This window comes from Methylobacillus sp., assembly GCF_036844465.1.
GTDB lineage: Bacteria > Pseudomonadota > Gammaproteobacteria > Burkholderiales > Methylophilaceae > Methylobacillus.
Map to the genome: position 1 here is coordinate 22,102 of NZ_DAIUFW010000011.1, position 25,736 is coordinate 47,837.

General features: G+C 51.5%; 23 protein-coding genes. 14 read left to right on the forward strand and 9 right to left on the reverse strand.

Annotation, left to right across the window (positions count from 1 at the left end; genetic code table 11):
• Positions 1-435: 435 nt before the first annotated feature.
• The 4 genes from V7Z75_RS12185 to V7Z75_RS12200 all read left to right on the forward strand — a co-directional run bounded on the left by V7Z75_RS12185 (position 436) and on the right by V7Z75_RS12200 (position 5,799).
• Complete coding sequence (locus tag V7Z75_RS12185) at positions 436-987, forward strand: hypothetical protein (RefSeq protein ID WP_334108945.1); 552 nt, start codon at positions 436-438, stop codon at positions 985-987.
• Between the two features lie 2,376 nt (positions 988-3,363).
• Positions 3,364-3,753 (forward strand): hypothetical protein, encoded by a 390-nt coding sequence (locus V7Z75_RS12190; RefSeq protein ID WP_334108946.1) that lies wholly within the window; start codon positions 3,364-3,366, stop codon positions 3,751-3,753.
• Positions 3,754-4,661: 908 nt separating this feature from the next.
• On the forward strand, positions 4,662-5,090 hold the full coding sequence (locus V7Z75_RS12195) for a helix-turn-helix domain-containing protein (RefSeq protein WP_334108947.1): 429 nt from the start codon (positions 4,662-4,664) through the stop codon (positions 5,088-5,090).
• Positions 5,083-5,799 carry a nucleotidyl transferase AbiEii/AbiGii toxin family protein gene (locus tag V7Z75_RS12200; protein WP_334108948.1) on the forward strand — a complete coding sequence of 239 codons (717 nt, stop codon included), beginning with the start codon at positions 5,083-5,085 and terminating at the stop codon, positions 5,797-5,799. Before V7Z75_RS12195 ends, V7Z75_RS12200 begins: the two co-directional genes overlap by 8 nt.
• Positions 5,800-5,868: 69 nt before the next feature.
• On the opposite strand, the gene V7Z75_RS12205 is transcribed toward V7Z75_RS12200, so the two are convergent.
• Entirely contained in the window at positions 5,869-6,183 is a 315-nt protein-coding gene (locus V7Z75_RS12205; protein ID WP_334108949.1) for an integration host factor subunit beta, read from the reverse strand.
• 241 nt (positions 6,184-6,424) lie between these two features.
• On the opposite strand from V7Z75_RS12205, the gene fic reads away from it, so the two are divergent.
• The 4 genes from fic to V7Z75_RS12225 all read left to right on the forward strand — a co-directional run bounded on the left by fic (position 6,425) and on the right by V7Z75_RS12225 (position 9,460).
• On the forward strand, positions 6,425-7,534 hold the full coding sequence (gene fic / locus V7Z75_RS12210) for a protein adenylyltransferase Fic (protein WP_334108950.1): 1,110 nt from the start codon (positions 6,425-6,427) through the stop codon (positions 7,532-7,534).
• Positions 7,535-7,651: 117 nt separating this feature from the next.
• A complete protein-coding gene (locus V7Z75_RS12215) occupies positions 7,652-7,933 on the forward strand; it encodes a hypothetical protein (RefSeq protein WP_334108951.1) in 282 nt (93 codons plus the stop codon).
• A 711-nt stretch (positions 7,934-8,644) separates the two neighbouring features.
• The gene (locus V7Z75_RS12220) at positions 8,645-8,941 is read left to right on the forward strand and encodes a type II toxin-antitoxin system TacA family antitoxin (protein WP_334108952.1); all 297 of its coding nucleotides are present in this window, start codon (positions 8,645-8,647) and stop codon (positions 8,939-8,941) included.
• Positions 8,942-9,460, forward strand: a complete 519-nt coding sequence (locus V7Z75_RS12225; RefSeq protein ID WP_334108953.1) for a GNAT family N-acetyltransferase — start codon at positions 8,942-8,944, stop codon at positions 9,458-9,460. It begins immediately after the preceding gene.
• 197 nt (positions 9,461-9,657) lie between these two features.
• Here V7Z75_RS12225 and V7Z75_RS12230 read toward each other — a convergent pair whose 3' ends face one another.
• From V7Z75_RS12230 to trhO, 3 genes are all read right to left on the reverse strand, one after another.
• The gene (locus V7Z75_RS12230; RefSeq protein ID WP_334108954.1) at positions 9,658-9,918 is read right to left on the reverse strand and encodes a helix-turn-helix transcriptional regulator; all 261 of its coding nucleotides are present in this window, start codon (positions 9,916-9,918) and stop codon (positions 9,658-9,660) included.
• Between the two features lie 393 nt (positions 9,919-10,311).
• Positions 10,312-10,509, reverse strand: a complete 198-nt coding sequence (locus V7Z75_RS12235) for a tyrosine-type recombinase/integrase (protein ID WP_442919916.1) — start codon at positions 10,507-10,509, stop codon at positions 10,312-10,314.
• A gap of 6 nt (positions 10,510-10,515) precedes the next feature.
• Positions 10,516-11,490, reverse strand: a complete 975-nt coding sequence (gene trhO / locus V7Z75_RS12240) for an oxygen-dependent tRNA uridine(34) hydroxylase TrhO (RefSeq protein WP_334108955.1) — start codon at positions 11,488-11,490, stop codon at positions 10,516-10,518.
• Positions 11,491-11,744: 254 nt separating this feature from the next.
• Between trhO and V7Z75_RS12245 the strand changes: the two genes are divergently transcribed.
• Together V7Z75_RS12245 and V7Z75_RS12250 are read left to right on the forward strand one after the other, a co-directional pair.
• Positions 11,745-13,919 carry a TonB-dependent receptor gene (locus tag V7Z75_RS12245; protein WP_334108956.1) on the forward strand — a complete coding sequence of 725 codons (2,175 nt, stop codon included), beginning with the start codon at positions 11,745-11,747 and terminating at the stop codon, positions 13,917-13,919.
• A 79-nt stretch (positions 13,920-13,998) separates the two neighbouring features.
• Entirely contained in the window at positions 13,999-14,682 is a 684-nt protein-coding gene (locus tag V7Z75_RS12250) for a Fe2+-dependent dioxygenase (protein ID WP_334108957.1), read from the forward strand.
• Between the two features lie 102 nt (positions 14,683-14,784).
• On the opposite strand, the gene V7Z75_RS12255 is transcribed toward V7Z75_RS12250, so the two are convergent.
• The gene (locus tag V7Z75_RS12255) at positions 14,785-16,077 is read right to left on the reverse strand and encodes a YhjD/YihY/BrkB family envelope integrity protein (RefSeq protein ID WP_334108958.1); all 1,293 of its coding nucleotides are present in this window, start codon (positions 16,075-16,077) and stop codon (positions 14,785-14,787) included.
• A complete protein-coding gene (gene pip, locus V7Z75_RS12260) occupies positions 16,078-17,049 on the reverse strand; it encodes a prolyl aminopeptidase (RefSeq protein ID WP_334108959.1) in 972 nt (323 codons plus the stop codon). It lies immediately after the preceding gene.
• 272 nt (positions 17,050-17,321) lie between these two features.
• Between pip and V7Z75_RS12265 the strand changes: the two genes are divergently transcribed.
• From V7Z75_RS12265 to V7Z75_RS12280, 4 genes are all read left to right on the forward strand, one after another.
• Positions 17,322-19,199 (forward strand): methanol/ethanol family PQQ-dependent dehydrogenase, encoded by a 1,878-nt coding sequence (locus V7Z75_RS12265; RefSeq protein WP_334108960.1) that lies wholly within the window; start codon positions 17,322-17,324, stop codon positions 19,197-19,199.
• Positions 19,200-19,333: 134 nt separating this feature from the next.
• Positions 19,334-20,251, forward strand: a complete 918-nt coding sequence (locus V7Z75_RS12270; RefSeq protein ID WP_334108961.1) for a substrate-binding domain-containing protein — start codon at positions 19,334-19,336, stop codon at positions 20,249-20,251.
• 121 nt (positions 20,252-20,372) lie between these two features.
• Entirely contained in the window at positions 20,373-20,903 is a 531-nt protein-coding gene (locus tag V7Z75_RS12275; RefSeq protein ID WP_334108962.1) for a c-type cytochrome, read from the forward strand.
• Between the two features lie 227 nt (positions 20,904-21,130).
• Complete coding sequence (locus V7Z75_RS12280; RefSeq protein WP_334108976.1) at positions 21,131-22,453, forward strand: NAD(P)/FAD-dependent oxidoreductase; 1,323 nt, start codon at positions 21,131-21,133, stop codon at positions 22,451-22,453.
• An 81-nt stretch (positions 22,454-22,534) separates the two neighbouring features.
• Here V7Z75_RS12280 and lplT read toward each other — a convergent pair whose 3' ends face one another.
• The 3 genes from lplT to V7Z75_RS12295 all read right to left on the reverse strand — a co-directional run bounded on the left by lplT (position 22,535) and on the right by V7Z75_RS12295 (position 25,663).
• Positions 22,535-23,722, reverse strand: a complete 1,188-nt coding sequence (gene lplT / locus V7Z75_RS12285; protein ID WP_334108963.1) for a lysophospholipid transporter LplT — start codon at positions 23,720-23,722, stop codon at positions 22,535-22,537.
• Positions 23,723-23,799: 77 nt separating this feature from the next.
• Positions 23,800-25,197, reverse strand: a complete 1,398-nt coding sequence (locus V7Z75_RS12290; RefSeq protein WP_334108964.1) for a PhoH family protein — start codon at positions 25,195-25,197, stop codon at positions 23,800-23,802.
• A 10-nt stretch (positions 25,198-25,207) separates the two neighbouring features.
• On the reverse strand, positions 25,208-25,663 hold the full coding sequence (locus V7Z75_RS12295) for a peroxiredoxin (RefSeq protein ID WP_334108965.1): 456 nt from the start codon (positions 25,661-25,663) through the stop codon (positions 25,208-25,210).
• Positions 25,664-25,736: the final 73 nt, after the last annotated feature.

Genomic DNA, 25,736 nt, shown 5'->3' on the forward strand with positions numbered 1-25,736 from the left:
TGCGTGCGCGTGCGCGCATCGCGCACGACCCCCCTCGACATCCGCAATTTCCTCTCAAAATTTCCCTCAAAAAATCCAAACCTGTGCCTATACAGTACCTGATGCATGACATTTCCGCCCAAGCCTCCCTGTTGGCGGGGATGAGCATGCAGCCATTTGAAAATCACTAGAGGCGGAACGCAATGACGACCAAGCTGCTATCGAGTAATCAACCTGAGACCATCAACCCGGCGTATTGTCTGGACTTGCATCCAGCAAAATCGCTTGGGTTCCGCATCCCCAGCAATATTCCAAACGCGCCGTCACATTGCGCTGACGCGCCATCCTACCCAGGGCGAGGCCAAGGCGAAGCTCGGAGATCAATTGATAGCCACCGACCACATCTCGGTGTGGGCGGGGAGGGCGGTATTGGGCCATCTGCTCCCGCATTCACCAATGCCCATCGCAGATACGCATTGCCCTGCCACCAGCGCCATGACCTTCCCAGAAAAATGGCCATCCATAGGGGATATGCCTTGGCGCTTGCAACATGCTACTGGCGCAAAACCTACCCAAACCTCACATCATGGCATCCAGTGCTCCCACGTTGGCATAATGCAGGAGGCAGTATTCTTTCAGGGGCTCGAAGAAGTGATGCTGATATGCAAAAAACCGAAGCATTTTTACGAACTGCGCCGAGTAATTGCAATGGCATGTGGCATACCAACTGTAGGTCAAACAATGATTGGCGTTGTGGGGAAACAAGCGACACCAATCGCAACAATATCAAATACAGAAGCAAGACCGCACGGTGTGCGGGTAGAGCACCATTGGGGAATGGAAGCATTGGTTTCACTACCGTATCAATCCACCAGCCGGTGCCCAATATCAACCCCATACAGCGCTGCCGCGCACTCTACCCAAGACGAAGCCAAGGCCGATATGAAACATGGGATTGATAGCCACCTGCCTCCCTCTCAGTGCAGAGAGCAGAGTGAACGAAACTAGCAGCGGATCGCGTCAGCGATGCAGCGTCGCGGGATCAATACCCGCCTCCAATGCAAGCTCATATCTCATCCCCATGCGTTCTGCATTTGCACATACCGGCGGCTCCCCCTACTGCATTCACTAATGTCCAGTATCTACCCTCATCACCACCAGCAATGCCAATGAAAGTCCCCTGGCCAATTGACCTCGCCACCCTGTAGCAGGGCAGCCTCCTGACCGAGATGCCTATCAGTAATCCGCGCAGGTTATCCAATACAGACCGTGTCCGATACCGCACCAGCTTGGCTACAGATCAGTGACCAATACGCCCAGGTCGGCGTATACTAAGCTGGGCCAATCCGACCAGCACTCCAATTCAGCAATGCGTTCCATACGCCTAGGTTGGCTAATACAGGGGGCCGGATCTACGCATTGAATCCCTATAAGGATCAGCCATGAATACGCCCAGGTTGGGTAATGCAGTACGCAAGGGGCTTGGGTATACATCTCCGATGATTGGCCTCCGGCCACCAGCGTGGGTTCGAAATAGATGCCCGCTATCTTTCGCTTCGCATACTTTCGTACCCACCAGCGAGCTCTGTATCAGTGTTCATGATGGACACTCATCAGGCTGCGCTACCAGCGAATAATGTTGCATATCGACACTCATGGCGCAGCCCAGTATCGACCTATCCATCATGCATGGGCCAATGCGCAAGCATCGATCGCTACCCTGAATCAAACGCCCATACCCCATCGGCTAATAGAACATCGCGCCCCAATACGCCACCTGGTATTAGCCCCCGCTGCTGGCGATCCATCCCCAATCCAGTCGTAGCGGGGGCAGGTTACATACCCCACGGCCGATCGGTGGGCGGGTAGTACCCAACCCGGGGATATACTGATCGGAGCCCATCCCGCCCCGAAGTCCGCCCGGCAGGATAGCCCCTCAGCACAGGGAAGTGGCCCGGCAATCCTCCGCATACCGCGATGTTTTTCTAAGCGATGCTGGTGGGAAATCGGCCCCCGTTGCGCTGTATCGATGTCGCTGCCGTACTGCCGCATGTCACCCACCAGCCCCTGTTTTTGATCGGCGCCGAAGGCCGGGTCGGGGATCAGCCGCCCATTTCCACCACCAGCCATTGCCCAATATTCACCTCCCATTCAGCGCTGCCGCGCCACGCTACCCGGGGAGAGCCAGGGCCGATACGAGGCCCGGTATCGATCGATAGCCGCCGACACTCATCTCAGTGCAGAGAGCAGAGCGAACGGAACTGGCAGCAGAGGACGATAGTCATCTGCGTCGCGGGGCCAGGGGAGAGCCATCCCCACCAGCCGCCTACTGGTATCCATCCCTGTTGTATTTCTGTAGAGATTCATCGTCAATATTGGCGCCCGATACCCCTCGTATTGACCCAGGTTCTGGCCTCCGGCCACCAGCGTCAGTCGTGTATATATCCCACATTTCACCCACCAGCCTGCGGTGTCGTATACAGGTTATACCCGCATTGGACATCGATACTGTATTCCTCATTCACGCATCAATGCCCAGGGTGTACACCGTTGCATCAGCGGAGGTTGATCTCATGATCCCCACTCCAATACGCCTCCAATGGGCATAGCCCACCAGCCCGCAGGAGCTCGATTGCGCAAGCAAACCGGGGGCAATATTCACCGCCAGGTCGATACAACAGGGGTGCATCGTACACGCCGATCAATACAGAAATGTGCGCGGTATAGGCCAGTGCGTGAGCCTCAATGAGCCGTGCTTGTCCATTGCTGACGCCGCACCGGAGTCCAATATTCATCCACCAGCGTATACAGAAATCACCACACCAATACCAGGCACTGCGCCCAACATCGGCCAATAATTGGGCATCGAAATAGCCCGCAGACGGTATCCAAGTTCAATACCACATACAGCCCTATTCCGGCTGCGGGCGGCTAGGGCATGCTTCGCCGATACCAATTCCGGGTCAATTGGCGCACGGAGGCAGCCCGGCAGGAAAGAAGCTCATCGCAGGAAAGTGGCCCGGCAGTCATACCTCAGAGCGGGGGATTGGAGAGGGTGGATTGGAGGGGTGATTTAAGGGGACAAATAAAGTGATAAGGGGGGGGTCTTCCGCATGGGAGGAGTTTGGGGATGATTAGGGGGGGGAGCTCCGCATGTCTCGGCAGGTGGTTTTTAGGGGAGGGAAATTGGACTTGGATTTGTAATCCCGGATATAGGGGTCGAAGATCAATCACCCATACCTCAATAATGGGTATTGGGTGCTGGTGGGAAATTCCTCCAACAATGCTTCATCAAAATTCCGACACGGTGCCTATACGTTCCCGGTACCTGTTGGCCTGTACATGACGGAACACTCCGAAGGCCTGTTGAGTTGGAGACTGGGAATGAAGAATCTTGATACAAGTGTTGCAAAGATCCACAACTGGGCAGATGCCATTGCGGCATACATCCTGGACTACGATAAAAGCGCATCAAAGCTGTACACCTGGGACTCGCCTCGGGTGAAGGCGGTGCTGTACGCCGGGGTGCTGCATATCCCTGCCTCTTTGCTTGAAGGAAATCTGTCACCAATCTCGGGCGAGGAGCTGTCCAGGCTGTTGCACCAGGGTCTGCTCAATGCATCAGTACCATTTAAGCTCGACACTACGATCAGGGCGGTGTACCAACTGGACATCAGCATGAATCAAGAACTGGTGAACAAATTGACGCTCGGTTTGGTGTTCAACCAGCGCTCACGGGATCAGGGCAAAGCAATGGTGACCAGTGTCAGGTGAAGACATCACACTGCTGCGAAGAAAGCAGGCATCGTTCCGCATGACGATCGCGCATTCGGCGCCGTGTTTCAACAAGCAATCAGGAACAAGATACTGAAGGTGGTAGATTCGTGTTCACGACGGCGTGGCCATGGAACAGTGGGCGGTGTGATGGTGTAGAGGTGGGGGACATGTCCTCCGCTTCTGCCATGCTACACGCCGCTGGGGCGGTAGGAGCATGCGCAGGCATTCGTCACCAGGCTGTGATTTCTGATCAAATACTGTACCGATTGTAGAGTCGTGGGTTGGGCCATTCGCTGTACTTGAATTGGATCTTGATCGTGTACCAATTCGTGTCACAACAAATCACACGGATTGGTACACCGCGATACTCGCTTCCTGTACAGCATCCGACTCGCGCCGTGAAGTGGATGGGGGCAGGGTAGGCGTCCGGCATCACACTCACCTTGGTCGAGAGGTATGTACTGTGCACGGGACAGTAAGCAGTGAGACATCAACCCCAATGCCATTGTTTGCCGTTGGCCCTGATTGGTTAGCTACCGAGGTTGCACGGCAGAGTAACCGAGCTTCCGCCATCTCAAACGTCCGATCAGTCACTGTGTTAGACAAAGATCCCTTCCACTGTCAGCAAATGAAAATTTTATGCACAAAAATCCGTGCTGGTGCCTATACGTAGTACCAGGCCAAGAGTCACTGTGATTCAGAGGGTGTTTGGGGAGGCGAAAATTGGATTGGGAGTTCCGGATTAAATCGTGGACAGTCATCTGCGTTTAGTGCAGCCGGATAACATGGTGAATAACAGTGGGTTGTTATCCAGTAAATCTCTTGTCTTGGTCGTGGCTTGGATAAATTGATTTATAGATCAATTTTGATAGAATTGATCTGAGTTCATTGGAGAAGGTGCGGTCATGAGTGCAATCGTGAATACGCTCATTGAGGTTGCGGCAAAGCAAGGCATGTCTCAGAAAGAACTGGCCAAACAGGCTCACATGACTGAAGAGAATCTCTCCAGGATGAAACGTCGTGGGGGTAATCTGGACTCTATCGAACGTATCGCGACGGTACTGGGATATTCCATAGCGGCTGTCAAACAGTCACCTTTCCCTCGCCTGGATCACGGATTGTCCGTGTGGTCAGCGCCTTCGAAAAAAAATGATAGAGCGATGCTTTACGCCAGGTTGGTGAATGCCTCATTCAAGGATCTCCTGATGTTGGCAGATTTGCACGGCATCAATACGGTCGAGGAGTCCTTGGAGAGGATTCGCCCCGAAATCAAGGACGCACGTTACCGTTTACAGAAAGACATGCTGAACAATATCAAGGCAGCTTATGCGTAAGGACACCAAGCATCTGCTGGATGAAATATGCAAATTGGAAAGCATTGAAGACTTCCTGTTCGTGGGCGGTACTGCGATGGCTTACCATGTCACGCACAGGGTATCTGAAGACCTGGATTTTGGGTTTCTGGGGTTTAAATTACCGACAACCAGCATCAAAGACATAATCTCCAGATTATCGCAATCTCATTCAGTCAGCATGCAGACGGATGTGACGGCAATCCAGGAGGCGGAAAACGAAGGGATCAATTTACTGGATCACCATCAGGACTGGCTTGTGGGGGAAGTGAAAGTCACTTTTTTCACGCTCGGTGAAGATGTGAAAGAACGTGAAGCGATCCAGGCATTCTCCACTTCAAAATATGGGCATGTGAATGTGCTGGATCTGGACGGACTGTTTTTCACAAAATGCATGGTCTTGACCAGACGGGTGAAGTCCAGGGATATTTTTGATCTCTGGTGGTTTACTGAGCATGGCAATAAAACCATTCAGGATATCTTCAATACGATCCAGCATGTCATGCCCTATATGACCTACGAAATGATCAGGCATAGATTGCTTGACTGGCCAATATCCTTAACAGACGAAGGACTTGAGCCTGTGGGTATCAATCTTGGAATAGAGGGCGTCAGAAACCTGCTGCGAGAGAAAGTCAATCAGCTGGAAGTCAATATGGCAAAAGCATACCTGTCTGATTCAAATCACTAGATCCAAGTGGTCAGGTAGAAGCCAGAATCCTATCCCGCTCTCTGATTTTAGGCTTGTGGCGCATGTTGACTAAGCCACCAACCGCTCCACCTCGGCAGCCTCAGGCACGATATTTACCCGTTGCCTCAACTCCAGCCCCGGTTTGAAATGCGGTACCACCTTGGGCGGCACCATCACCTGCTGACCGTTCTTCGGATTCCTGCCCCTACGGGCAGGACGATGATTGATCATAAAACTCCCAAACCCGCGAATCTCGATACGCTCCTGATTCGCCAACGTCTTGCTCATGGCCCCCAGCATCAGATCCAGCGCCATGCGCACATCCTGTAGCTTCAACGACTCGAATCGCCTGGCCAGCCTTTGCTCCAGCTCCGACTTCACCATCCCCCATCCCCTTGATATCCACTCATCACACCATGATCACAAGCGCGTCATCTATCGGCGGATTATAACAGGGCCACCCCAATGAACAGATGCGCAGAAGACGCCAGCTGAACGCCTGACATCCCCATGGTGTACCACCACATAACGCAGTAACATGTACACAAGCCAAGCAATAATCGACATATTCTGTGGCGATGTCTAACCCACCCATGCCCTGATTGACGCGCTAGAAAGGCCCCACATGCACTGGCACCCCGACAAACCCTACAACCACCTGCCCCTGCTGCCACCGGCACACGCCCAGATCGAAACCCGGCCCATCCTCAAAGCCTGCATCCAGGCACGAGTCGCACTGGCAGAACTGAAACAGGCAGGGGAGTGCATGCCCAACCGCGAACTCCTCATCCACCTGCTTCCCCTCCTGGAAGCCCGCGACAGCTCAGACATAGAAAACATCGTCACCACCACCGACCGACTGTTCCAATATGTGCATCAAGCCCAGGCAGCAGACCAGGCCACCCAGGACGCACTGCGCTACCACACCGCCCTGCAGCAGGGATTCCTGCAACTCCAGCACCGCCCCCTATGCAGCAACACCGCCGTTGACCTGTGCAGCCACCTCAAGGGCACCATCATGGACATCCGCAAAGTCCCCGGCACCAATATCAAAAACCAACACGGCGACATCCTTTATACCCCGCCCGCAGGCGAACCCATCATTCGCGACCTGCTGGGCAACTGGGAACAATACCTCCACCGCCAAGACGACACCGACCCCCTGATCAAACTCGCCATCAGCCACTACCAATTCGAAGCCATCCACCCATTCCATGACGGCAACGGCCGTACCGGACGCATCCTCAACCTCCTATATCTCGTGGACCAAGGACTACTGACCCTGCCCATCCTCTGCCTCAGCCGCTACATCCTCCAACACAAGGACCACTACTACCGCCTACTCAACCACATCACCGCCACAGACCGCTGGGAAGACTGGATACACTTCATCCTCGACGGCATCACACAAAGCGCACACTGGACCTGCGCTAAGATTGCCGCCATCCGAGCACTCATCACCACCACCGAACAGCACATCCAGACCCAGCTGCCGCACCTCTACAGTCCTGAACTGATGCAACTCCTCTTTGCACATCCTTACTGTCGCATCAGCACCCTGGTCGAACACCACATCGCCCAGCGTCAAACCGCCTCCATCTACCTGAAACAACTCACCAGTCCCGAAGTAGGCGTATTGAGGGAAATACAGATCGGGCGGGAGAAGCTGTTTGTGCATGGCAAGCTAATGGCTGTGTTGGTGGAGGATAGCCATCACCTGGATTCTGATGCCTGATGCATGGCTTGACTCACTGCAATGGGCTGGGTATCCGCAAAGGAATATTGCTAAACTTATGCTGGAGAGTAATGCTCATCAGGCAAATAGTGCAAAGACAACGGTGAAATGACAAATATGACATCAGTAAGGGCAGCGCATCAGCATGTGACATTTCATCGCATGGCGATTGAAGCGAGCACGCTATGCGTATGTGGCCATTGTCACGAACGCTATCCACCCACAGCCATTCATCAATGGACGGATTGGCTGGCCAATGTGCCAACCCAGGAGCGATCGAACCTGAACGGACAAACCGCCATTTGCCCGCACTGTTCCATTGACGCCGTCCTGCCTGACACTGTCGGGCTGGATCTCAGCACGGAATTCCTGATCGCTTTCTACAAGGAATGGTTTTAGCGACCAACAAATCAGTCTTGCATGGGTGCCCAAGACCCCGGTTGGCGGGTATGGTTGTGGGGGCATTTCACAACGGTAGCGGTATTGGGTCATCTGTTCCCGTATTCACCAATGTCCATCGCATACCCGCATACCCGAGCAGGGCATCGATTGGTCACGCAAGAAATGATTGGCATCGTGGAAAAATAACTGGCATCACTTACAAAATGCCGGGGCCACAAAATTCATAACACCCATATCCTTAAGTAACAGGGTATATACAAGAATTACCATTACAATTTCCTGATAATAAATTCTTCTGAAAAGTTTTTTTAAGGACTTAAGCTCCTTGCTTAAGGTGGTAGTCTCTTCCTTGATGGTCTCCATGCTGAACCCTTGCTCTAACAATCATGTAAACGACTATACATGACTGAGCGATACCAGTAATCAAATCATGCAATGTCCAAGCAGCACGCGGCATGTGCAGGGGGAGGATCCAGTATCGCAGCTCCCATCACCTCCATGGCCCTGTATCGGAGATGGGTGATTACACCTGGCTGTGGCCATGAATATAAAATACAGAAGCAAGGCCTATCGATGTGCGGGTCACCATCTTGTACAAACTTGCGCTACTGAACATGGGGGGTGTTGAATGAGGTTTATATTGACGCGTACGGACATGTGGCGTACATTAAAAGGCGGAATTTGAACCAACTTCCTGTGAGGTCAACCATGATACAAACACCTGAAACTCAAGGCAAGCCGCGCAATGCGCGGCTGGAAGCGCGCGTGTCCAGCGATCAGAAGGACCTTTTCCAGCGTGCAGCCAACCTGACTGGGCGCACCCTGAGCGAACTCGTTATCGACAGCACGCAAGAGGCCGCCGCGAAGATTGTGCAGGAGCACGAGGTCATTCGACTGAGCCGCGAAGAACAGGTAGCGTTCGTGAGCGCGCTACTCACGCCTTCTGAACCGGGGCCACGCCTGCAAAAGGCTGTCCAAAGCTACCGTCAGAAGGCGGGGTTGTGATTGACGCTTATTCTTGCCCCGGAGCACATCAGTCCGCTGACCAAGACCCATGAGCGCAAGTCATTCGATTGTGGTCATGAAGACCTGAATCGTTATCTGCGCGAGCAGGCACGGCAGGACGCTGAAAAGCGGGTGGCCGCACCTTTTGTGCTAACACAGCCGAACGATCCGAAGGTGATCGGGTTTTATACCCTTTCGTCATCGATCATCCCTGTTGACGAACTGCCATCAGACCTCATGAAGCGGCTGCCACGCTACGGTCAGTTGCCCGTCACGCTGTTGGGACGGCTGGCGGTAGATCGCGCAGCGCGCGGTCAGGGTGTCGGGGAGTTCCTGCTGGTCGATGCCCTGCGCCGCAGCTTGGAGGCTGCACAGCAGATTGCGGCCATGGCGGTGATCGTAGACGCGAAAAACGAGCGGGCCGAAAGCTTTTACCGGCATTTTGACTTTCAGCCGTTCCAGCAAACGCCGCTTCGGCTGTTCCTGCCCATGGCGCAGATTGCAAAGCTGTTTTCATAGCCACTTCTCGGTAAATAATTGATTGCCTCTCGGAAACATGGGAAACAATAAGGAGGAGAGGAATCGGTTTCCAACTCTCCCTGTAGTGGTCCAATGAAACCAGACGCCCTGTATTATTCCCAGGGGGGTAGTATGTTTTCCTGCTTTGACTTCAGTAGTGTTTGCGTGGGGATAAACCAAACGGATGGTGAGTGAAGTCAGTGATGCTTGTTCATCTTGAAGCGAATGCTTTCCGCCTTGGATGGTCTGCCGCGTTTGCGGGGTAAGTGTGGTAATTCATTAGCAGATGAACATTGAGTATCAATCCATATTTGGACATCCTCAATGGGAAATTTGACCAGTCTGTTTAATTTGATATGGCGCGGTAATGATCCCCCAGTGCTGATTCTGTTATAAATGGTTTGAACTGCCAAGCCGATGATTGAAGACAGTTCGGCGGGGGAAAGTAACTTTGTCATGACATTGCACTCCATTGAATGTAGAGTCATGTATAGATACCAATGATGAATATAAACTGACTGCATCAAAATTATTTGGATGCTACTGCCTTTGTATTTCACATAATGAAGATGAGATAATAGGACTCGATATTGGGCGATGGTTGAGGCTGTTTTTATGCCGCAATTTTGCCGCAATTCAAGGGTAATTTGAGGTAAACTCAAGTAAAGACAGGTAGGCTAATAGTCGAATTTTAAAGTGATTCCATTCTAACATATTGATATTATGGCGGATTTTATCCACTCATAATCCGTTGGTCGCAGGTTCAAGTCCTGCTGGGCCCACCAAAGTACCAAGGGGTTACGTTCATTCGTAACCCCTTTCTATTATTCAATGTCCATAAAGTGTCCAGTTTAATTTAAAGGATTGAGCGTTTTGGCGTCTCTCAAGTGCTCAGGTGATAAATGGGCATATCTCATTGTCATCATGATTGAGCTATGGCCAAGGATGCGTTGTAGATTTAGTGATGTTGTGTTGCCGCCGTTCATCATGAAAAGGCTCGCAAATGTATGGCGTAAAACGTGGGTAAGTTGGCCTTCTGGTACCCAAATATTGCATCAGCCTTCACTAGTGGGCTTTCTCCTGAGCTTGTTCTGTTTATGTACCGCCGAATATTGGCGTACATTGTCGCCGATGTGTTCCTCACCACGCTGGCGGGCTAGTTCGATCTGTTTTTGGCGTTCTACAATGCTGGCGCGTTTTTCTGGTGATAATTTGTCATAGCAGTGTGGGCAGGAAATGCCTTTGGCGTATTTCTCGGAGGCCATATCTGCTGCTGACACAGGGTGGCGGCAGGCGAAGCATTGGTCGTAATCGCCAACTTCCAGGCCGTGTTTGACTGCCACACGCTGGTCAAACACAAAGCATTCACCTTCCCATAAACTTTCTTCCTCAGGCACGGTTTCCAGATATTTCAGGATGCCGCCTTGCAAGTGATATACCTCTTCAAAGCCTTGTTGGAGCATATAAGCGCTGGCTTTCTCGCAGCGAATGCCACCAGTACAGAACATGGCGACTTTCTTATTTTTGGCTGGATTCAGATTGTTTTTCACATAGTCTGGAAATTGACGGAATGTAGTTGTCGCCGGGTCGATCGCGCCCTTAAAGGTGCCGATGTCATATTCATAATCATTGCGCGTATCAATGACGATTACGTCCGGATCGGAAATGATCGCATTCCAATCTTCTGGTTTGACGTAAGTGCCCACTGTCTTGTTTGGGTCTATGCCGGCTACGCCCAGGGTCACGATTTCTTTCTTGAGCCGCACCTTCATGCGGTAGAACGGCATCTCATCGGTGAACGATTCCTTGTGCTCGATATCGCTCAGGCGGGCATCCTGGCGCAGATAGGTCAGCAACGTATCAATAGCCATGCGGCTGCCTGCAACAGTGCCGTTAATGCCTTCTTCAGCGAGCAGCAAAGTGCCTTTGATGTGCTGGGCATTGCATAAGGCCAGCAAACCCGGCTGCAGGTCTTTGTAATCGGGCAGGCTGGCAAATTTATATAAAGCGGCAACGACGATCTGTGACACGGCAAAACTCTCGCAATGATGTGATAGCAAAAAATCAAGGAAGTGAAGAGGTTAAATCCAATTCCCTATGCATGGCAAACGTAACTGAGGGGCAATATTGTAAATAAAATTCCATAATTTTTATATGGATATTGTGTTGTTTGTTTGCAACAAATTGCCATATATGGCAATAAAATTGCAAAATATACTTGAAATAATAACTATTGTTATTTAGATTCGTCGCCTTGTTAATGAAGTTGTCAGGAGATGGGATTTTGAAGTCCAAGCAAGAGTTTTATTTGAAGACAGTGACCACATCAGTTGCAGTGGCCCTGTCGGGCATGGCGAGTGCGGCGGAAGAAGGGGCGTTACCGGAAGTCAGTGTTTCAGCCAAGAAAGAAGCAAGCTATAAGGTTGATCGTGCTTCTTCACCTAAATTCACGGAACCGCTGTTGAACACGCCTAAGTCCATCACCATCATCAATGAAGAGTTGATTCAGGCGCGTGGCTTGGTGTCGCTGACCGAAGTATTGCGCACCACACCGGGCGTAACCTTGGGCGCAGGCGAAGGCGGCACACCGCTAGGTGATCGCCCGTTCATTCGTGGATATGAGGCCAGTACCGATATCATGGTGGATGGTATTCGTCAGGTAGGCCGTTTCTCGCACGAAATTTTCAACCTTGAGTCTGTGGAAATTATTAAGGGGCCAGGCTCCATGCAAAGTGGCCGTGGTTCTACTGGCGGCGTTATCAATATGGTGACCAAGAAACCCAAAGCAGAAGATTTCACTACTGCTGGCGTGACTTGGGGTACCGATCAGACCAAGCGTCTGACTTTGGATACTAACTGGGCGATCACTGATGAAGTTGCTTTGCGCGTTAATCTGATGCATCACGATGCCAACGTCGCAGGCCGCCAGTCTGTAGAGTTGGAGCGCAAGGGGATTGCAGCAGCATTGGCGATTGGCCTGAATACAGCCACTCGTGCCAATGTCAGCTTTTACCACTTTGAATCGGATGATATTCCCGATCAAGGACTTCCTTTTGATACTGGTGGTACATTGAAAAAGCCACCGCGTGTTGATCGTGACAATTTCTACGGTTTCAAGGATCGTGACTTCCGCGAGCAGAATGTCGATCAGATTACGTTAAGGCTGGAACATGATTTCGATCATGGTTTTACCTTGCGCAATACTTCAACATACACTCGCTCTACCAATGAATACATTTTTACCCGGCCAACATTTGGTGGATGCGGTAATAGTGTGAGTAATGCTCAAAAGCAAACTGCTTATGCCAATGGTGTGGTAAGCCAATGCTATCGTGGTGGCCGTAGATTGTCCGAAGGTTATCTCAACCAGACCGATTATTTCGGTAGTTTGGATTTGTGGGGCATGAAGCATAATGTTGCGACAGGGTTTGAAATCAGTAAGGAAGAGCTGTCTGATGGGGGCTACACAGCCACTGGAGCCACTGAGGGCACAACGGGCTTGTACAATCCTAGCCCTGTAGGTGCGCCTGGTGCGCCATTCAGTCGTACAGGATATGGTGATCCTTTTAAATTCAATACTCGTGCTTGGTATGTGAGCGATACCATTCATTTCAATGAGCAATGGCAGGCAAATGTAGGTGTCCGCCTGGATTATTATCGTGTTGTCGATACAGGTAATCCAACTGTTCACCGTAGCGATCGGATGTTCAACTATGCGGCGGGATTGTTATATAAACCCGCACCTAACGGCAGTGTGTACTTTAATATCGGAACATCCACCAACCCCACAGGTGAGACCGCAGGACAAAGTGGAGGGGCAGACGGTGTGGCTGGTGGGCGCTTGTTTGCTGGTAATATGAATGTGGCACCTGAGAGGACAAGAGCGATTGAGCTTGGTACCAAGTGGGATATTCTGGATAACAGGCTTTCGTTGACTGCTGCAATCTTCAAAACCAAAAAGACTGACGCGCGAGCATATGATGCAGCCACTAACTCAAATGCTTTGGTTGGAGATAATAGTGTCGAGGGGATTGATCTGGGCGCTGCAGGCAACATTACCGATAAATGGTCGGTATGGGGCGGTATAGTGTTTATGGATCCAGTTCTGGATAGTTTCAAGTCTAGTGCAACTGCTGACTATTCTGGCAATCAATCCAAGTTCATTGCCAAGCGCTCTGGTTCGTTGTGGACTATGTATAAGGTAACGCCAGAACTCTCTGTTGGTGGTGGAGCTACCTATACTGGCAAGCGCTATGTCAATGATGCCAACACCATGTATTTTGATCCTACATGGCGTTGGGATGCCTCAGCGACATACCAGGTTAACCAAAAGCTATCCTTGCGCTTGAATGTGTTGAACCTGACCAATGAGCGCATTTACGATGCATCGCACGTTGGTATTTTCGCTGTCATGGCGCCAGGCCGTTCCGCGCTGTTGAATGCTACTTACCACTTCTAAACCTGAATCATTTTGATTTAAGTAGGAATCCCTGCCAGAATTCTGGCAGGGATTTTTTTGTTTAAAGGTATCAAGAGACATGCTGATCGAGATTCCAGCAGTATTGACCAAGGAGCAGGTCGCACAGTGCAGGCAGTTGATGGATGTGGCGGAGTGGGTGGATGGCAATGTGACATCCGGCAGTCAGTCTGCATTGGCCAAGAATAATATGCAGTTGCCGGAAGGCTCCCAGGTGGCGCGGCAGGTAGGCGACCTGATCCAGGATGCCTTGGGTATGAATCCGCTGTTTATTTCCGCCGCTTTGCCGCTTAAAGTATTTCCCCCCTTATTCAACCGTTATGCGGGCGGGCAGTCGTTCGGCACGCATGTGGATAATGCTATCCGCCAGTTGCGTGGTACCAATTTCCGTATCCGCAGCGATTTGTCGGCCACTTTATTTTTCTCCGAACCGGAAGATTACGATGGCGGTGTGCTGACGATCGAGGATACATTTGGTAAGCAGGAAGTGAAGCTGCCTGCGGGCCATATGGTGTTATACCCTTCCAGCAGTTTGCATCATGTGACGCCGGTCACGCGCGGCGCGCGGGTGTCTTCCTTTTTCTGGATGCAAAGCATGGTGCGCGACGATGCGCAGCGGACTTTGTTGTTCCATCTCGACCAAAGCATCCAAGCGATTGTTGCCGAGCGCGGCGGCAAGGATCCGGAAGTGATTCGCCTGACCGGGGTGTATCACAATCTGCTAAGGATGTGGGCGGATAGCTAGCGCACGCTCCCATGCTTATATATCTGGTTTTACAGTATTGTTTTCTGTCTGGTAGATATTGGCAGCACGCCGGGCTTAACCCGGCATGGATATGGAAACAGATCAGGCGGATCCGGGCACATGATTGTTTTGCAGGCGGATGGCCATTTGCCTGAGGAAATTCATGGTGATGCGCGGCTCGCCCATGAACAGGGTTTCGATATTTTCCGCGCTGATAACCACGACCTTGGCTTCGTCGGATACCACGATGGCGTTCGCTACTCTCGGGGTTTGGGTGAGGAAGGCCATTTCACCGAAGTAATCGCCGCTTTCAAGTTCGCGCAGCAGGCGGTTTTCCAGCATGAGTTTGATGCGGCCTGATACCAGGTAATACAGGTCGTGGCTGCTGTCGTTGATCCTAAATATATAGTCTCCCTTGCGGAATGTCCGGCCGTAACGCTCCATCAGCTCTTCCAGGTAGGTAGCCTTGTCTTCCGGCATCTGGTCAAACAACCCCTGTAGTAGCAGCACATCTTTTTTGCGCAAAGTGGCAATGAGGGTGGTGCCGAGCATGAAAACGACAAAGGTGTAATACAGCCAGGCAATGGAGATGAACAGATTTTTCATGCCGCCGAAGACTGCGCCATAGGCCGGGTTGACAGAGAGGAACAGGCTGAAAGCCGGGCGCATGGCGAGCCAGAGGATGGCGGTGACGATAGCGCCGATCATGATGTATGAGAGGCGCAGGCGCACCGGAAAATAGACGCGGTAGAACACTGCGGTCAGCAGGGTGGTGAGTATGATCGAGGTGGCGGAGTTGATGTATCTGGCGCTGGAACGCGCCATGTGCGGCTCCACGATGCCGATGATTTTTTCCACGCCCAGACCCAGGATGGTGAACAGGAAGAACATGAGCAAGATGCCGAGCACGCCGAGGATATCCTTGAACTGACGCCGCAGAAAGGAAGGCGCTTCATGGACGCTGGCGATGGTATGGAACGCCGAGCGCAACGCGCCTGCGAGCGGCACGGCCAGCCAGAACATGGCGATAAAGCCGAACACGCCCCAGGCGGCCTTGTGCTGCGAGGCATTGTAGACCTCGACCATGATGCGGTTGCTGAGGTTGGGCATCAGGTTGCTGACGATGATGGCCAGCTTGACGGTGGCGTAATTGGAGGACACCACTAAATGACTCAGCAGAAAGAACATCAGCACAATCAGCGGAATCAATGCGAACGTGGCATAGAAGGACAGCGAAGCCGAAATACCGAAACCGTTGTATGCCTGGAAGCTGCTCAATGTTTCGCGTAGCACGAAGAACGGCGTGCTGTAGCGCTGCCGCGCATAGGCACGTCGTGATTTGTGCAGGGTGGGATGGCTGCCTAAATCCCTGACTCTGAAAAATTTGAATGCCAACTATTGCTCCCGCAGGCTTGCTGAATAGGAAGCTTGCTTGAATTTTTCTGTCGCGGCAATCAGTGCGCTTCTGGTGCCGGGCTCCATGCCGGAATGCCCTGCATCTGGAACCATGTGGAATTCCGCATGCGGCATAGCCTGATGCAATTCATGGGCAGTAAGAGGTGGGCATACCATGTCGTAACGTCCCTGCACAATGATGGTGGGGATATTTTGCAGGCGCGAGGCAGCTTCGGCCAGCAAGTCGCGATGCCCGACAAAGCATTGGTTTTCTATGTAATGAATCTGCACGCGTGCACGCGCTAGTTCGATTTTAGGGACGGTGGACTGATTCTCCGGGCTGTAGGGCTGGAGCGTCATGATGCTGGATTCGAACGCATTCCAGTGAATGGCGGCCGGTTCGCTAACAGCGGGATCGTCGGCAAATACGCGCTTGGCAAATGCCCGGAGAGGATCATGCTGCTCTGCTTGCGGCAGGTAGCTGAGCAATTTCTCCCAGGCCTCAGGGAAAAATTGCCGTACATCCCGCAAGAACCAATCCAGTTCGCTTGAGCGGCTCAGGAAAATACCACGCAGTATCAGGCCTGTTATATGTTGTGGATATGCCAAGGCATAGTTGAGGGCAAGCGTGCTGCCCCAGGAGCCGCCAAATACCAGCCAACGATCAATGCTCAGATGCTGGCGTAGCTTGTTCAGGTCCTCTACCAGGTCGGCAGTAGTATTTTCCCGAATTTCCCCTTGCGGCGTGCTGCGCCCGCAGCCGCGCTGATCCAACAGGATGATGCGATAGTGGGCAGGATCAAAATAGCGACGATGGCCTGGATTGCAGCCGCTGCCAGGGCCGCCATGCAGAAATACTACTGGTTGGCCGTCCGGATTTCCTGACTGTTCGTAATAAATGGAATGCAGGGACGTAACGGCCAGCATGGCGTGTTGGTAAGGCTGGATTTCGGGGAAAAGGGCATGGCTCATTAGTGTTTCCTTGGTCATTCCGGGATGATGTTTGGGATTTTTTGGGAAATTGTCTCAGAGAGTTTAGGAATTATTTAATTGTAAGTAAAATGTAAATGGAGTATTGCAAAACATTTTTTCCTGCACTAAGATGCAATCTACTCACGGAAAAGGTGAGTGAGGGACAAAGTCTCAACTATGCTGCGGAAGACCATAATTATAAATGGGATCAGGTATATGCGGGGCTGGGTCTTGTTAAACCCTTAGTAGTATCACTATGGAGATTTATAAAAATGGAGATGAGCAAAATCAAGCTGGCGCTTGGTATGGCATTCGGTATGACCTTGGCACTGCCAATGGTCGCTTCTGCTGCCGCTGACCAAGAAGCTGCGATGAAGGACCCTAATAACTGGGTTCACCCACGGGGTCAACACAACAACCAGGGTTACAGCACGTTGAATCAGATCAACAAGGGTAACGTCAAGAACCTGAAGGCTGCCTGGCAATTTGCAACTGGTGTGAACCGTGGTCACGAAGGTTCCCCCATTGTGCTTGGGAACATGATGTATGTTCACACAGCATTCCCTAATAACGTATACGCACTTGACCTGAACAATAATCAAAAGATTGTTTGGGCATATTTCCCTAAGCAAGATCCATCCGTACAAGCCGTTTTGTGCTGTGATAACGTTAGCCGCGGTCTGGGTTATGGCGATGGCAAGATCTTCCTGCAACAGAACGACGGTACATTGGTTGCTCTGGACGCGAAGACTGGCGCCAAGGTTTGGGATGTGAAGGTAAACGATCCCAAGGTTGGCGCGACCAACACTAACGCTCCGCACGTGATCAAGGACAAGGTTCTGACAGGTTGTTCCGGTGCTGAATTCGGTGTTCGCTGCTTCCTGGTTGCCTACAATATCAAGGACGGTTCCCTGGCATGGAAGGCATGGAGTACCGGCCCTGACAGCGACGTACTGATCGGCGCTGACTTCAACAAGGACAATCCTCAGTACAGCGCTCTGTCTGTTTATGAAGACGTGAACGGTGGTAACAAGGAAGGCGGTTCCTTCAAGCCACTGCCTATCGACAAGCTGAAATTCCCTGAAAAAGACCTGGGCGTGAAGACATGGCTCAAGCCACAAGCTGTCAAGGACGGCTGGCAGCACGGTGGTGGCTCCACATGGGGCTGGTGGCCATATGATCCTAAGACCAACCTGGTCTACTACGGTACTGGTAACCCATCTGTTTGGAACCCGGACGTTCGTCCTGGCGACAACAAGTGGTCCATGACTGTGTTCGCTCGTGACCTGGATACTGGTATGGCGAAGTGGGGTATGCAAAAGACTCCTCACGACGAGTGGGATTATGACGGTATTAACGAAGTGATCCTGTTCGACAAGGGTGGCAAGACTTATGCATGGCACCATGACCGCAACGGCTTTGCCTACACATGGGAAGCTGGCACCGGTACGCTGATTGCTGCGCAAAAGGTACACCCATTCGTCAACTGGGCAACAGGTGTTGATCTGAAGACTGGTGTGCCTGCTAAGGATGGCAAGTACTCTACTCACCAGGATTACAACGCCAAGGGCATTTGCCCTTCCGCTCTGGGTACCAAGGACCAGCAGCCTGCTGCTTACTCCCCACGTACTGGCCTGATGTACTCCCCACTCAACCACGTATGTATGACATACGAGCCAGTTGAGTCCAAGTACATTGCTGGTCAACCATGGGTTGGCGCTACATTGACCATGTTCCCTGGTCCTGATGGCGTAATGGGTGGCTTCGCTGCTTACGATCCAATGACCAACAAGGCCAAGTGGTACAACAAGGAGAAATTCTCTGCTTGGGGTGGCGCACTGACAACAGCCTCTGATCTCGTGTTCTACGGCACACTGGATCGTTGGTTCAAGGCGCTGGACGCACAATCCGGTAAGGAATTGTGGAAATTCCAGGTTGGTTCTGGTGTGATCGGTAACGCATTCACCTACAGCCACAAGGGTAAGCAATACGTTGGCGTACTGTCCGGTATCGGCGGTTGGGCTGGCGTAGCGATGAACCTGGGTCTTGAGAACGAAACAGACGCACTGGGTGCAGCTGGTGGTTACAAGGAACTGAAAGAGTGGAATGCTGCTCCTGGCGGCGGCGCACTGAACATTTTCAGCCTGTAATCCTCTGTGTTGATGCAGAAGATTCAAGCTTGATGTCAAGTTAGTGCCATAAGCACCCTGCCGATCGGTAGGGTGCTTTTTATGTTTGATAAGTAAGTAGTTAGTTGGCTTATCAATTTTGAAGGAAGCAAGCAATGCTGAAAACACTGAAAAAGGTTTCACTAGTGCTGTCGCTGGTAAGTATCAGCCAATTGGCCATGGCAGGTGCTGCCACCAATACATTGGAAGTGGATAGCGAAGTAGGGCGTGGCGGTTTGCCCGTGCGTCAAGACAATCCTGATGAATTAAAAGTCTGTGCAGACTATGACAACTTGCCTTATTCCAACGGCAAGCAAGAAGGGTTTGAGAACAAGATCGCAGAGTTGCTGGCCAAGGATCTTGGCAAGACTCTGTCTTATCAGTTCTGGTATGACCGCATGGGTTTTATCAGAAATACATTGAACGCGCGACGTTGCGACGTGATCATTGGCACGGTTACCGGTAATGATATGGTGATGACATCCAAGCCGTATTACCGTTCTGGCTATGTATTCGTTTACCGCAAGGATAGCGGTTATGACATCAAGGACTGGGACTCCCCAGACCTGCGTAAAGGCATCATCGGCGTAGTGGGGCAGACTCCTCCTTCCCGTCCGCTTGATGATAAGGGCTTGCTGGGTAATTCGCGCCCTTATCGTATTCAACGCGATCTCAATCTGCCACCCAGTTTTGTGATTGATGACTTGATCAAGGGTGATATTGACGTTGCCATCTTGTGGGGGCCGATTGCAGGCTATTACGCCAAGAAGGCTTCCATTCCTTTGGTGGTGGTGCCAGCGCCAGAGTACGAACAGGAAAATATCCATGGCAAGGAATACTGGAATATTTCCTTGGCTGTGCGCAAGCGTGACAAGGAACGCCTGGCGATGTTGCAAGGCGCGCTCGACCGCCAGCATGACAACATCATCAAGATTCTCGATGAGTATGGTATTCCGCATGTACCAGTGATTGAAGGCGACGATATCGAGAAAAAATCCAAAAATAGGGGTGATGCTGTTCCTAAATTTGAATAGTATTTTTCATGGACGGCGTCAACGAGTGTATCGATAACGCGTTAAAGCAATACAGGCTGAGAATCTTTTATAACAGCCGGATCTAGATTTAAGTAGTTTATATAAAAAGCAAGGAGAAAGTATGTTGAACCGTGGAGTGATCAAAGCAACCCTGGCAGCTTCCGTCCTGGCCTTGGCCGGACTGACATTGCCCATGCAGGCAAACGCAGCCTGCAACCTGGTATCCACCAAGGATAATAGTCCTTTGAATATCAAGGTGACAGATGACGATACCCCTGAAGCCAAGCAGTTCCTGGAAACCTGTGTGAACCCTTACACCAAGATTTACGCGGCTGATCCAGAAAAGGCCAAGGCAGGCAAAAAGAAGTTCGCTCTGTATTCCTGTGTTGCCTGTCACGGCCCAAATGGTGATGGCCTGGTAGCAGTTTCCATTACTGATGACCGCTGGCAATATAACAAGCACAGCACTGACAAGGGTATGTTCGAGACGATCGCTGGTGGTACCAATGGTGGTATGGCAACTTGGCATAAGCAACTCGCTGGCAACCCAGATATGGTGTCCACTGATGAAATCCTGAAAATCATCGCTTTCCTGCGTACGCAATACAAGGGTGGCGGAGACAAGCCATGGCTGGATGAAAAGCCACAGTAATAAAATGTGATGCAATGCGTAAGCATTGCCAGCACAAAGAAAACGGTCATTGTGTATATAGCAATGACCGTTTTTTATGCGCGAAACATTGGCTTTAGAGTAAAATCAACGACATTTCGTGCAATGTGTATTGGATATAAAAATAGACTGTGACAACGTCATACTGAGTATAAGCATTGCACGCGCTGGTTTGGATTGATTAGTCTTTGGAAAGTGAAGTGGCACAATTGAAAACGCAAACAGATTTGCATCGTGTCGTGATCGTAGGCGGCGGCGCAGGCGGGTTGGTGTTGGCAACACGTTTGGGCAAAAGCCTGGGGCGCAAGAAGAAAGCGCATATTACCTTGATCGATTGCACGCGCACTCATGTCTGGAAGCCATTGTTGCATGAAATTGCAGCTGGCAGCATGAATCCGGACAAGCATGAGCTTGAATATATTGCCCAGGCGCACTGGAATCATTTTCACTTCCGGCTGGGCCGTATGGATGGCCTGGATCGTGCCAAGCAGGAAGTCTATGTCGCGCCTTATTTTGATGATGGCGTGGAAGTTATTCCGCGGCGTACCTTCAAGTACGACACCTTATTGATTGCGGTAGGTAGCACTACCAACGATTTTGGTATTGCCGGTGCACGAGAACACTGTATTGCGCTGGATACGCAAAATCAGGCTGAATACTTCCATAAACAACTGACCAATGCTTTGCTCAAGGCACAGACACAGGCTGAGCCGGTGCAGGCAGGCCAGCTTGAGGTGGTGATTGTGGGGGCCGGTGCGACAGGTGTGGAGCTGGCAGCAGAATTGCATAACACCACGCGTGAAGTTGCTGCCTATGGCTTGGATAAAATTGACCCCGACAAAGATATTAAGATTTCCATTATCGAAGCGAGTGATCGGGTGTTGCCTGCATTGCCGCCCAAGCTTTCGCTGGCGGTGGATGTGGAACTGCGCAAACTGCGCGTGCATGTCTATGCAGGAGAGCGGGTAACCGAGGTGACGAGCAAAGGTGTGCATACACACAGCGGGCGGTTCATTCCGTCAGCACTTGTTGTCTGGGCAGCCGGGATTAAGGCACCTGATTTTCTGCGCAATCTGGACGGGTTGGAAGTCAACCGCATCAACCAATTAGTGGTCAAGCGTACCCTGCAAACCACCTTGGATGAAAATATATTCGCCTTTGGCGATTGTGCAGCCTGTCCATGGCCAGGGCACGACGAGAATGTGCCGCCACGTGCGCAATCTGCGCACCAGCAGGCTTCCATGCTGGTCGATACCATCAAGGCAAGGATAGCTGGCAAGGAGAAGCTGCCTGAATATACTTACCGCGATTATGGCTCTTTGGTCAATCTGGGGCGATATTCCACGGTAGGCAGCCTGATGGGCGCGATTGCGGGCGGCAGTATGTATATTGAGGGACTGTTTGCGCGCTTGATGTATCAATCATTGTATCAAATGCATTTAATGGCGCTGCATGGCTTCTGGGCAGTGATGTTGCAAGGTATGGCACGCTTGATTACACGCAGAACAGAGGCCAGGGTGAAGTTGCATTAATCTTATTATTTAGCCCTTGGAATAAAAAAGCCCGGACGGATCATCCGGGCTTTTTTATTGGTGATGCTTTCCGGGATACCGTCAGGATGATGGGCCTTGTTTGCCTTGCAGGTTATATATTTGATAGAGCTTATAAATGCCGCCCATGCTTAAGCTGACGAGCAATCCGAAAGCAACAATGATCAGGTTGATATGGATATCGGCCTTGACCATGAGTGTGTAGAGGCTGATTAACAGGGCAATGCCCAGGTTTTCATTGAAGTTCTGCACAGCAATGGAGTGGCCAGCACCGATCAGCAGGTGGCCGCGGTGCTGTAGCAAGGCGTTGAGCGGTACCACCAGATAGCCACTAAAGGCGCCGATCAGCAGCAGCAGGATGCAAGCCACAATCCAGTTGCTGACGAATGACATGCAAACCACCAGCAGGCCGACGGCAATGCCAACTGGCAGCACCCGTGCGGTTTGCTCAAGCTTGATCATGCGTGCTGCTGCAATGGAGCCGATGGCGATGCCGATGGCAACCACGACCATAAGATAAGTGGAATGCTCCTGGCTGAAATCGAGTGCGAAGCCAGCCCAGGCCAGCACGACAAAGCGTAGCGTGGCTGCGACTCCCCAGAACAAGGTGGTGACTGCCAGGGAAACCTGGCCCTGGGCATCCTTCCAAAGCACCTTGGTGGCATGCCAGAAATCCTTGATGAGAAAGATCGGGGTCTTCTTGGGTGGTTTGTGGTCAACCGGGACTTTGGGGATGTAGATATTGAAGATGGCTGCCGAGAGATACAGGATGGTGATGACGACCATGGCAAGCGTGATATTGATGCTGGGCAGGATGGCGCCAATGACGGTGCCCAGCACGATGGCCATGACGGTGGAGCCTTCCATCCAGCCATTGGCCTTGACCAGCATGTTAGGAGGCAGGTATTCGGTCAGGATACCGTATTTTGCCGGCGAATAAGCGGCTGCCCCAATGCCGACAATGCCATAGGCATATAAAGGCGGCATGCCGATCACCATGGCCGTGCTGCCGACAAACTTGATGGCATTGGAAACGAACATTACCCGGCCCTTGGGAAAGGCATCGGCAAAGGCGCCGACAAAAGGCGCCAGGATGATATAGGAAATGACAAAGAACCATTGCAGCAAGGGGTCGTGCCAGCTAGGTGCCTGCATATCCCTCAGGAGGGCGATGGCGGTGAACAGCAGTGCGTTGTCAGCGAGCGCGGATAAGAACTGCGCCAGCAGTATGATATAAAAACCCCAGTTCATCGCTGCTGTATCGCACCTTGTTTGGATGGTATTGCCGGAATGGCTATGTCTGATGGAGTCATTGTATGAATCAATTGTTACAAAACATCTGCTGCAAAATCAGCAAGCCTTGAGCGCTCGCCACGCACCAGGGTGACATGCCCATTGTGCTGCCACCCCTTGAAGCGATCGACGACATAAGTCAGGCCGGAGCTGCCTTCGGTCAGGTAAGGCGTATCAATTTGCGCAATATTACCTAAACAAACGACTTTAGTCCCAGGACCTGCACGGGTAATCAGTGTTTTCATTTGCTTCGGGGTCAAGTTCTGGGCTTCGTCGATAATCAGGAACTTGTGTAAGAAGGTTCTGCCCCGCATGAAGTTCAATGATTTTACCTTGATGCGGGTGCGTATCAGGTCCTGGGTTGCAGCGCGACCCCATTCACCAGCATCCTCATCTGATTTGTTGAGGACATCCAGGTTATCTTCCAGTGCGCCCATCCAGGGCGCCATTTTTTCTTCCTCTGTACCGGGGAGAAAGCCAATGTCCTCGCCGACAGGCACGGTCACCCGCGTCATGATGATCTCGCTGTAGATTTTCTTGTCTAGGGTTTGCGCCAGGGCGGAAGCCAGTGTCAGCAAGGTTTTGCCTGTGCCGGCCTGGCCCAGCAGGGTAACGAAGTCTATCTCGGGGTCCATGAGCAGATTGAGCGCCAGGTTCTGCTCTCGATTGCGGGCAGTGATGCCCCAGATGCTGTTTTTGGGCTGAGTGTAATCCTTGACAACTTCAAGGACGGCGCTGTTGCCATCAATAGAGCGTACGATGGCGTGAAATGGTTTCTCGTATTCGTAATAAACAAACTCATTGACCAGGAAATCCTTGCATAGCGGCCCGGTGATGCGGTAGAACATTCTGCCCGCATCCTGCCAGGATTCCATGGCTTTGCTGTGTTTTTCCCAGAAATTTGCTGGTAGTTCTTTCATGCCGGTGTATAGAAGGTCAGTATCTTCCAGCACCTTGTCATTGAAGTAATCTTCAGCCACGACGCCAATGGCGCGCGCCTTGATGCGGATATTGATATCTTTGCTGACCAGTACTACCTCGCGGTCAGGATGCACGTTCTGTAGTCCCAACACCACGTTGAGAATCTGGTTGTCGGCCTTGCTGCCAGCCAGCATGGGCAGTTCTGCAGTTACGGCTTCTGTTTGCAGGAACAATTTACCGCTGACCAGCTTGTTGCCATTGATCGAGAGCGAGCAGCCTTGCTCCAGGCCGCATAGGCTCCTGCCGATGATTTCTTCCAGATTGCGGCTGGCCTGGCGTGCGTTGCGGGCAACCTCTGTCATCCCTTTCTTGTTATTGTCGAGCTCTTCCAGCGTCACCATCGGCAAATAGATGTCATGCTCCTCGAAGCGGAACAGGCTGGAAGGGTCGTGCATCAACACATTGGTATCGAGTACGAACAGTTTGTGGCTTGCGGTGCGCTTTCTGGTCATCTGACAGCCTTTAAAGGGATTGAATGAATTCGAGCACTTGCTGGACGTGGCCTTCTACCTTTACCTTGCGCCATTCGTTGATCAGGATGCCCTGCTCGTCAATGATAAAAGTGCTGCGTTCTATGCCGCGCACGTCTTTACCATATAGCTTCTTCATCTTGATCACATCGAACAGTTTGCAAGCCAGCTCTTCGGTATCAGCCAGCAATTCAAAGGGAAAACTGAATTTGGCCTTGAAGTTTTCATGAGATTTCAGGCTGTCGCGCGATATTCCCACAACTTCTGCATTGCAGGCCTGAAAGGCGGCGTAATGGTCGCGGAAGCCCTGCCCTTGATTAGTGCAGCCCGGCGTATTGTCTTTGGGGTAAAAATAAATGACCAGCTTTTTGCCAGTGAAATCAGATAACTTGAAGGTTTTTCCACTGGTGGAGGGGAGTTCAAAATCGGGAATTGCTTGGTTCAGCATGGCAGGTAATCAACTTTAGACATGCCATTGTTGATAAAAATGTCCGATAAGGCAAGCTGGTTCTTACATCAAT

Bases quoted from the DNA above. Each gene is read 5' to 3' on its own strand.
- V7Z75_RS12200 (WP_334108948.1), top strand. From the start codon at position 5,083: ATGCGTAAGGACACCAAGCATCTGCTGGATGAAATATGCAAATTGGAA.
- V7Z75_RS12250 (WP_334108957.1), top strand. From the start codon at position 13,999: ATGCTGATCGAGATTCCAGCAGTATTGACCAAGGAGCAGGTCGCACAG.
- V7Z75_RS12295 (WP_334108965.1), bottom strand. From the start codon at position 25,663: ATGCTGAACCAAGCAATTCCCGATTTTGAACTCCCCTCCACCAGTGGA.
- pip (WP_334108959.1), bottom strand. From the start codon at position 17,049: ATGAGCCATGCCCTTTTCCCCGAAATCCAGCCTTACCAACACGCCATG.
- V7Z75_RS12190 (WP_334108946.1), top strand. From the start codon at position 3,364: ATGAAGAATCTTGATACAAGTGTTGCAAAGATCCACAACTGGGCAGAT.
- V7Z75_RS12185 (WP_334108945.1), top strand. From the start codon at position 436: ATGCCCATCGCAGATACGCATTGCCCTGCCACCAGCGCCATGACCTTC.
- lplT (WP_334108963.1), bottom strand. From the start codon at position 23,722: ATGAACTGGGGTTTTTATATCATACTGCTGGCGCAGTTCTTATCCGCG.
- V7Z75_RS12265 (WP_334108960.1), top strand. From the start codon at position 17,322: ATGGAGATGAGCAAAATCAAGCTGGCGCTTGGTATGGCATTCGGTATG.
- fic (WP_334108950.1), top strand. From the start codon at position 6,425: ATGCACTGGCACCCCGACAAACCCTACAACCACCTGCCCCTGCTGCCA.
- V7Z75_RS12215 (WP_334108951.1), top strand. From the start codon at position 7,652: ATGACATCAGTAAGGGCAGCGCATCAGCATGTGACATTTCATCGCATG.
- V7Z75_RS12205 (WP_334108949.1), bottom strand. From the start codon at position 6,183: ATGGTGAAGTCGGAGCTGGAGCAAAGGCTGGCCAGGCGATTCGAGTCG.
- V7Z75_RS12270 (WP_334108961.1), top strand. From the start codon at position 19,334: ATGCTGAAAACACTGAAAAAGGTTTCACTAGTGCTGTCGCTGGTAAGT.
- V7Z75_RS12230 (WP_334108954.1), bottom strand. From the start codon at position 9,918: ATGACAAAGTTACTTTCCCCCGCCGAACTGTCTTCAATCATCGGCTTG.
- V7Z75_RS12290 (WP_334108964.1), bottom strand. From the start codon at position 25,197: ATGACCAGAAAGCGCACCGCAAGCCACAAACTGTTCGTACTCGATACC.
- V7Z75_RS12275 (WP_334108962.1), top strand. From the start codon at position 20,373: ATGTTGAACCGTGGAGTGATCAAAGCAACCCTGGCAGCTTCCGTCCTG.
- V7Z75_RS12195 (WP_334108947.1), top strand. From the start codon at position 4,662: ATGAGTGCAATCGTGAATACGCTCATTGAGGTTGCGGCAAAGCAAGGC.
- V7Z75_RS12220 (WP_334108952.1), top strand. From the start codon at position 8,645: ATGATACAAACACCTGAAACTCAAGGCAAGCCGCGCAATGCGCGGCTG.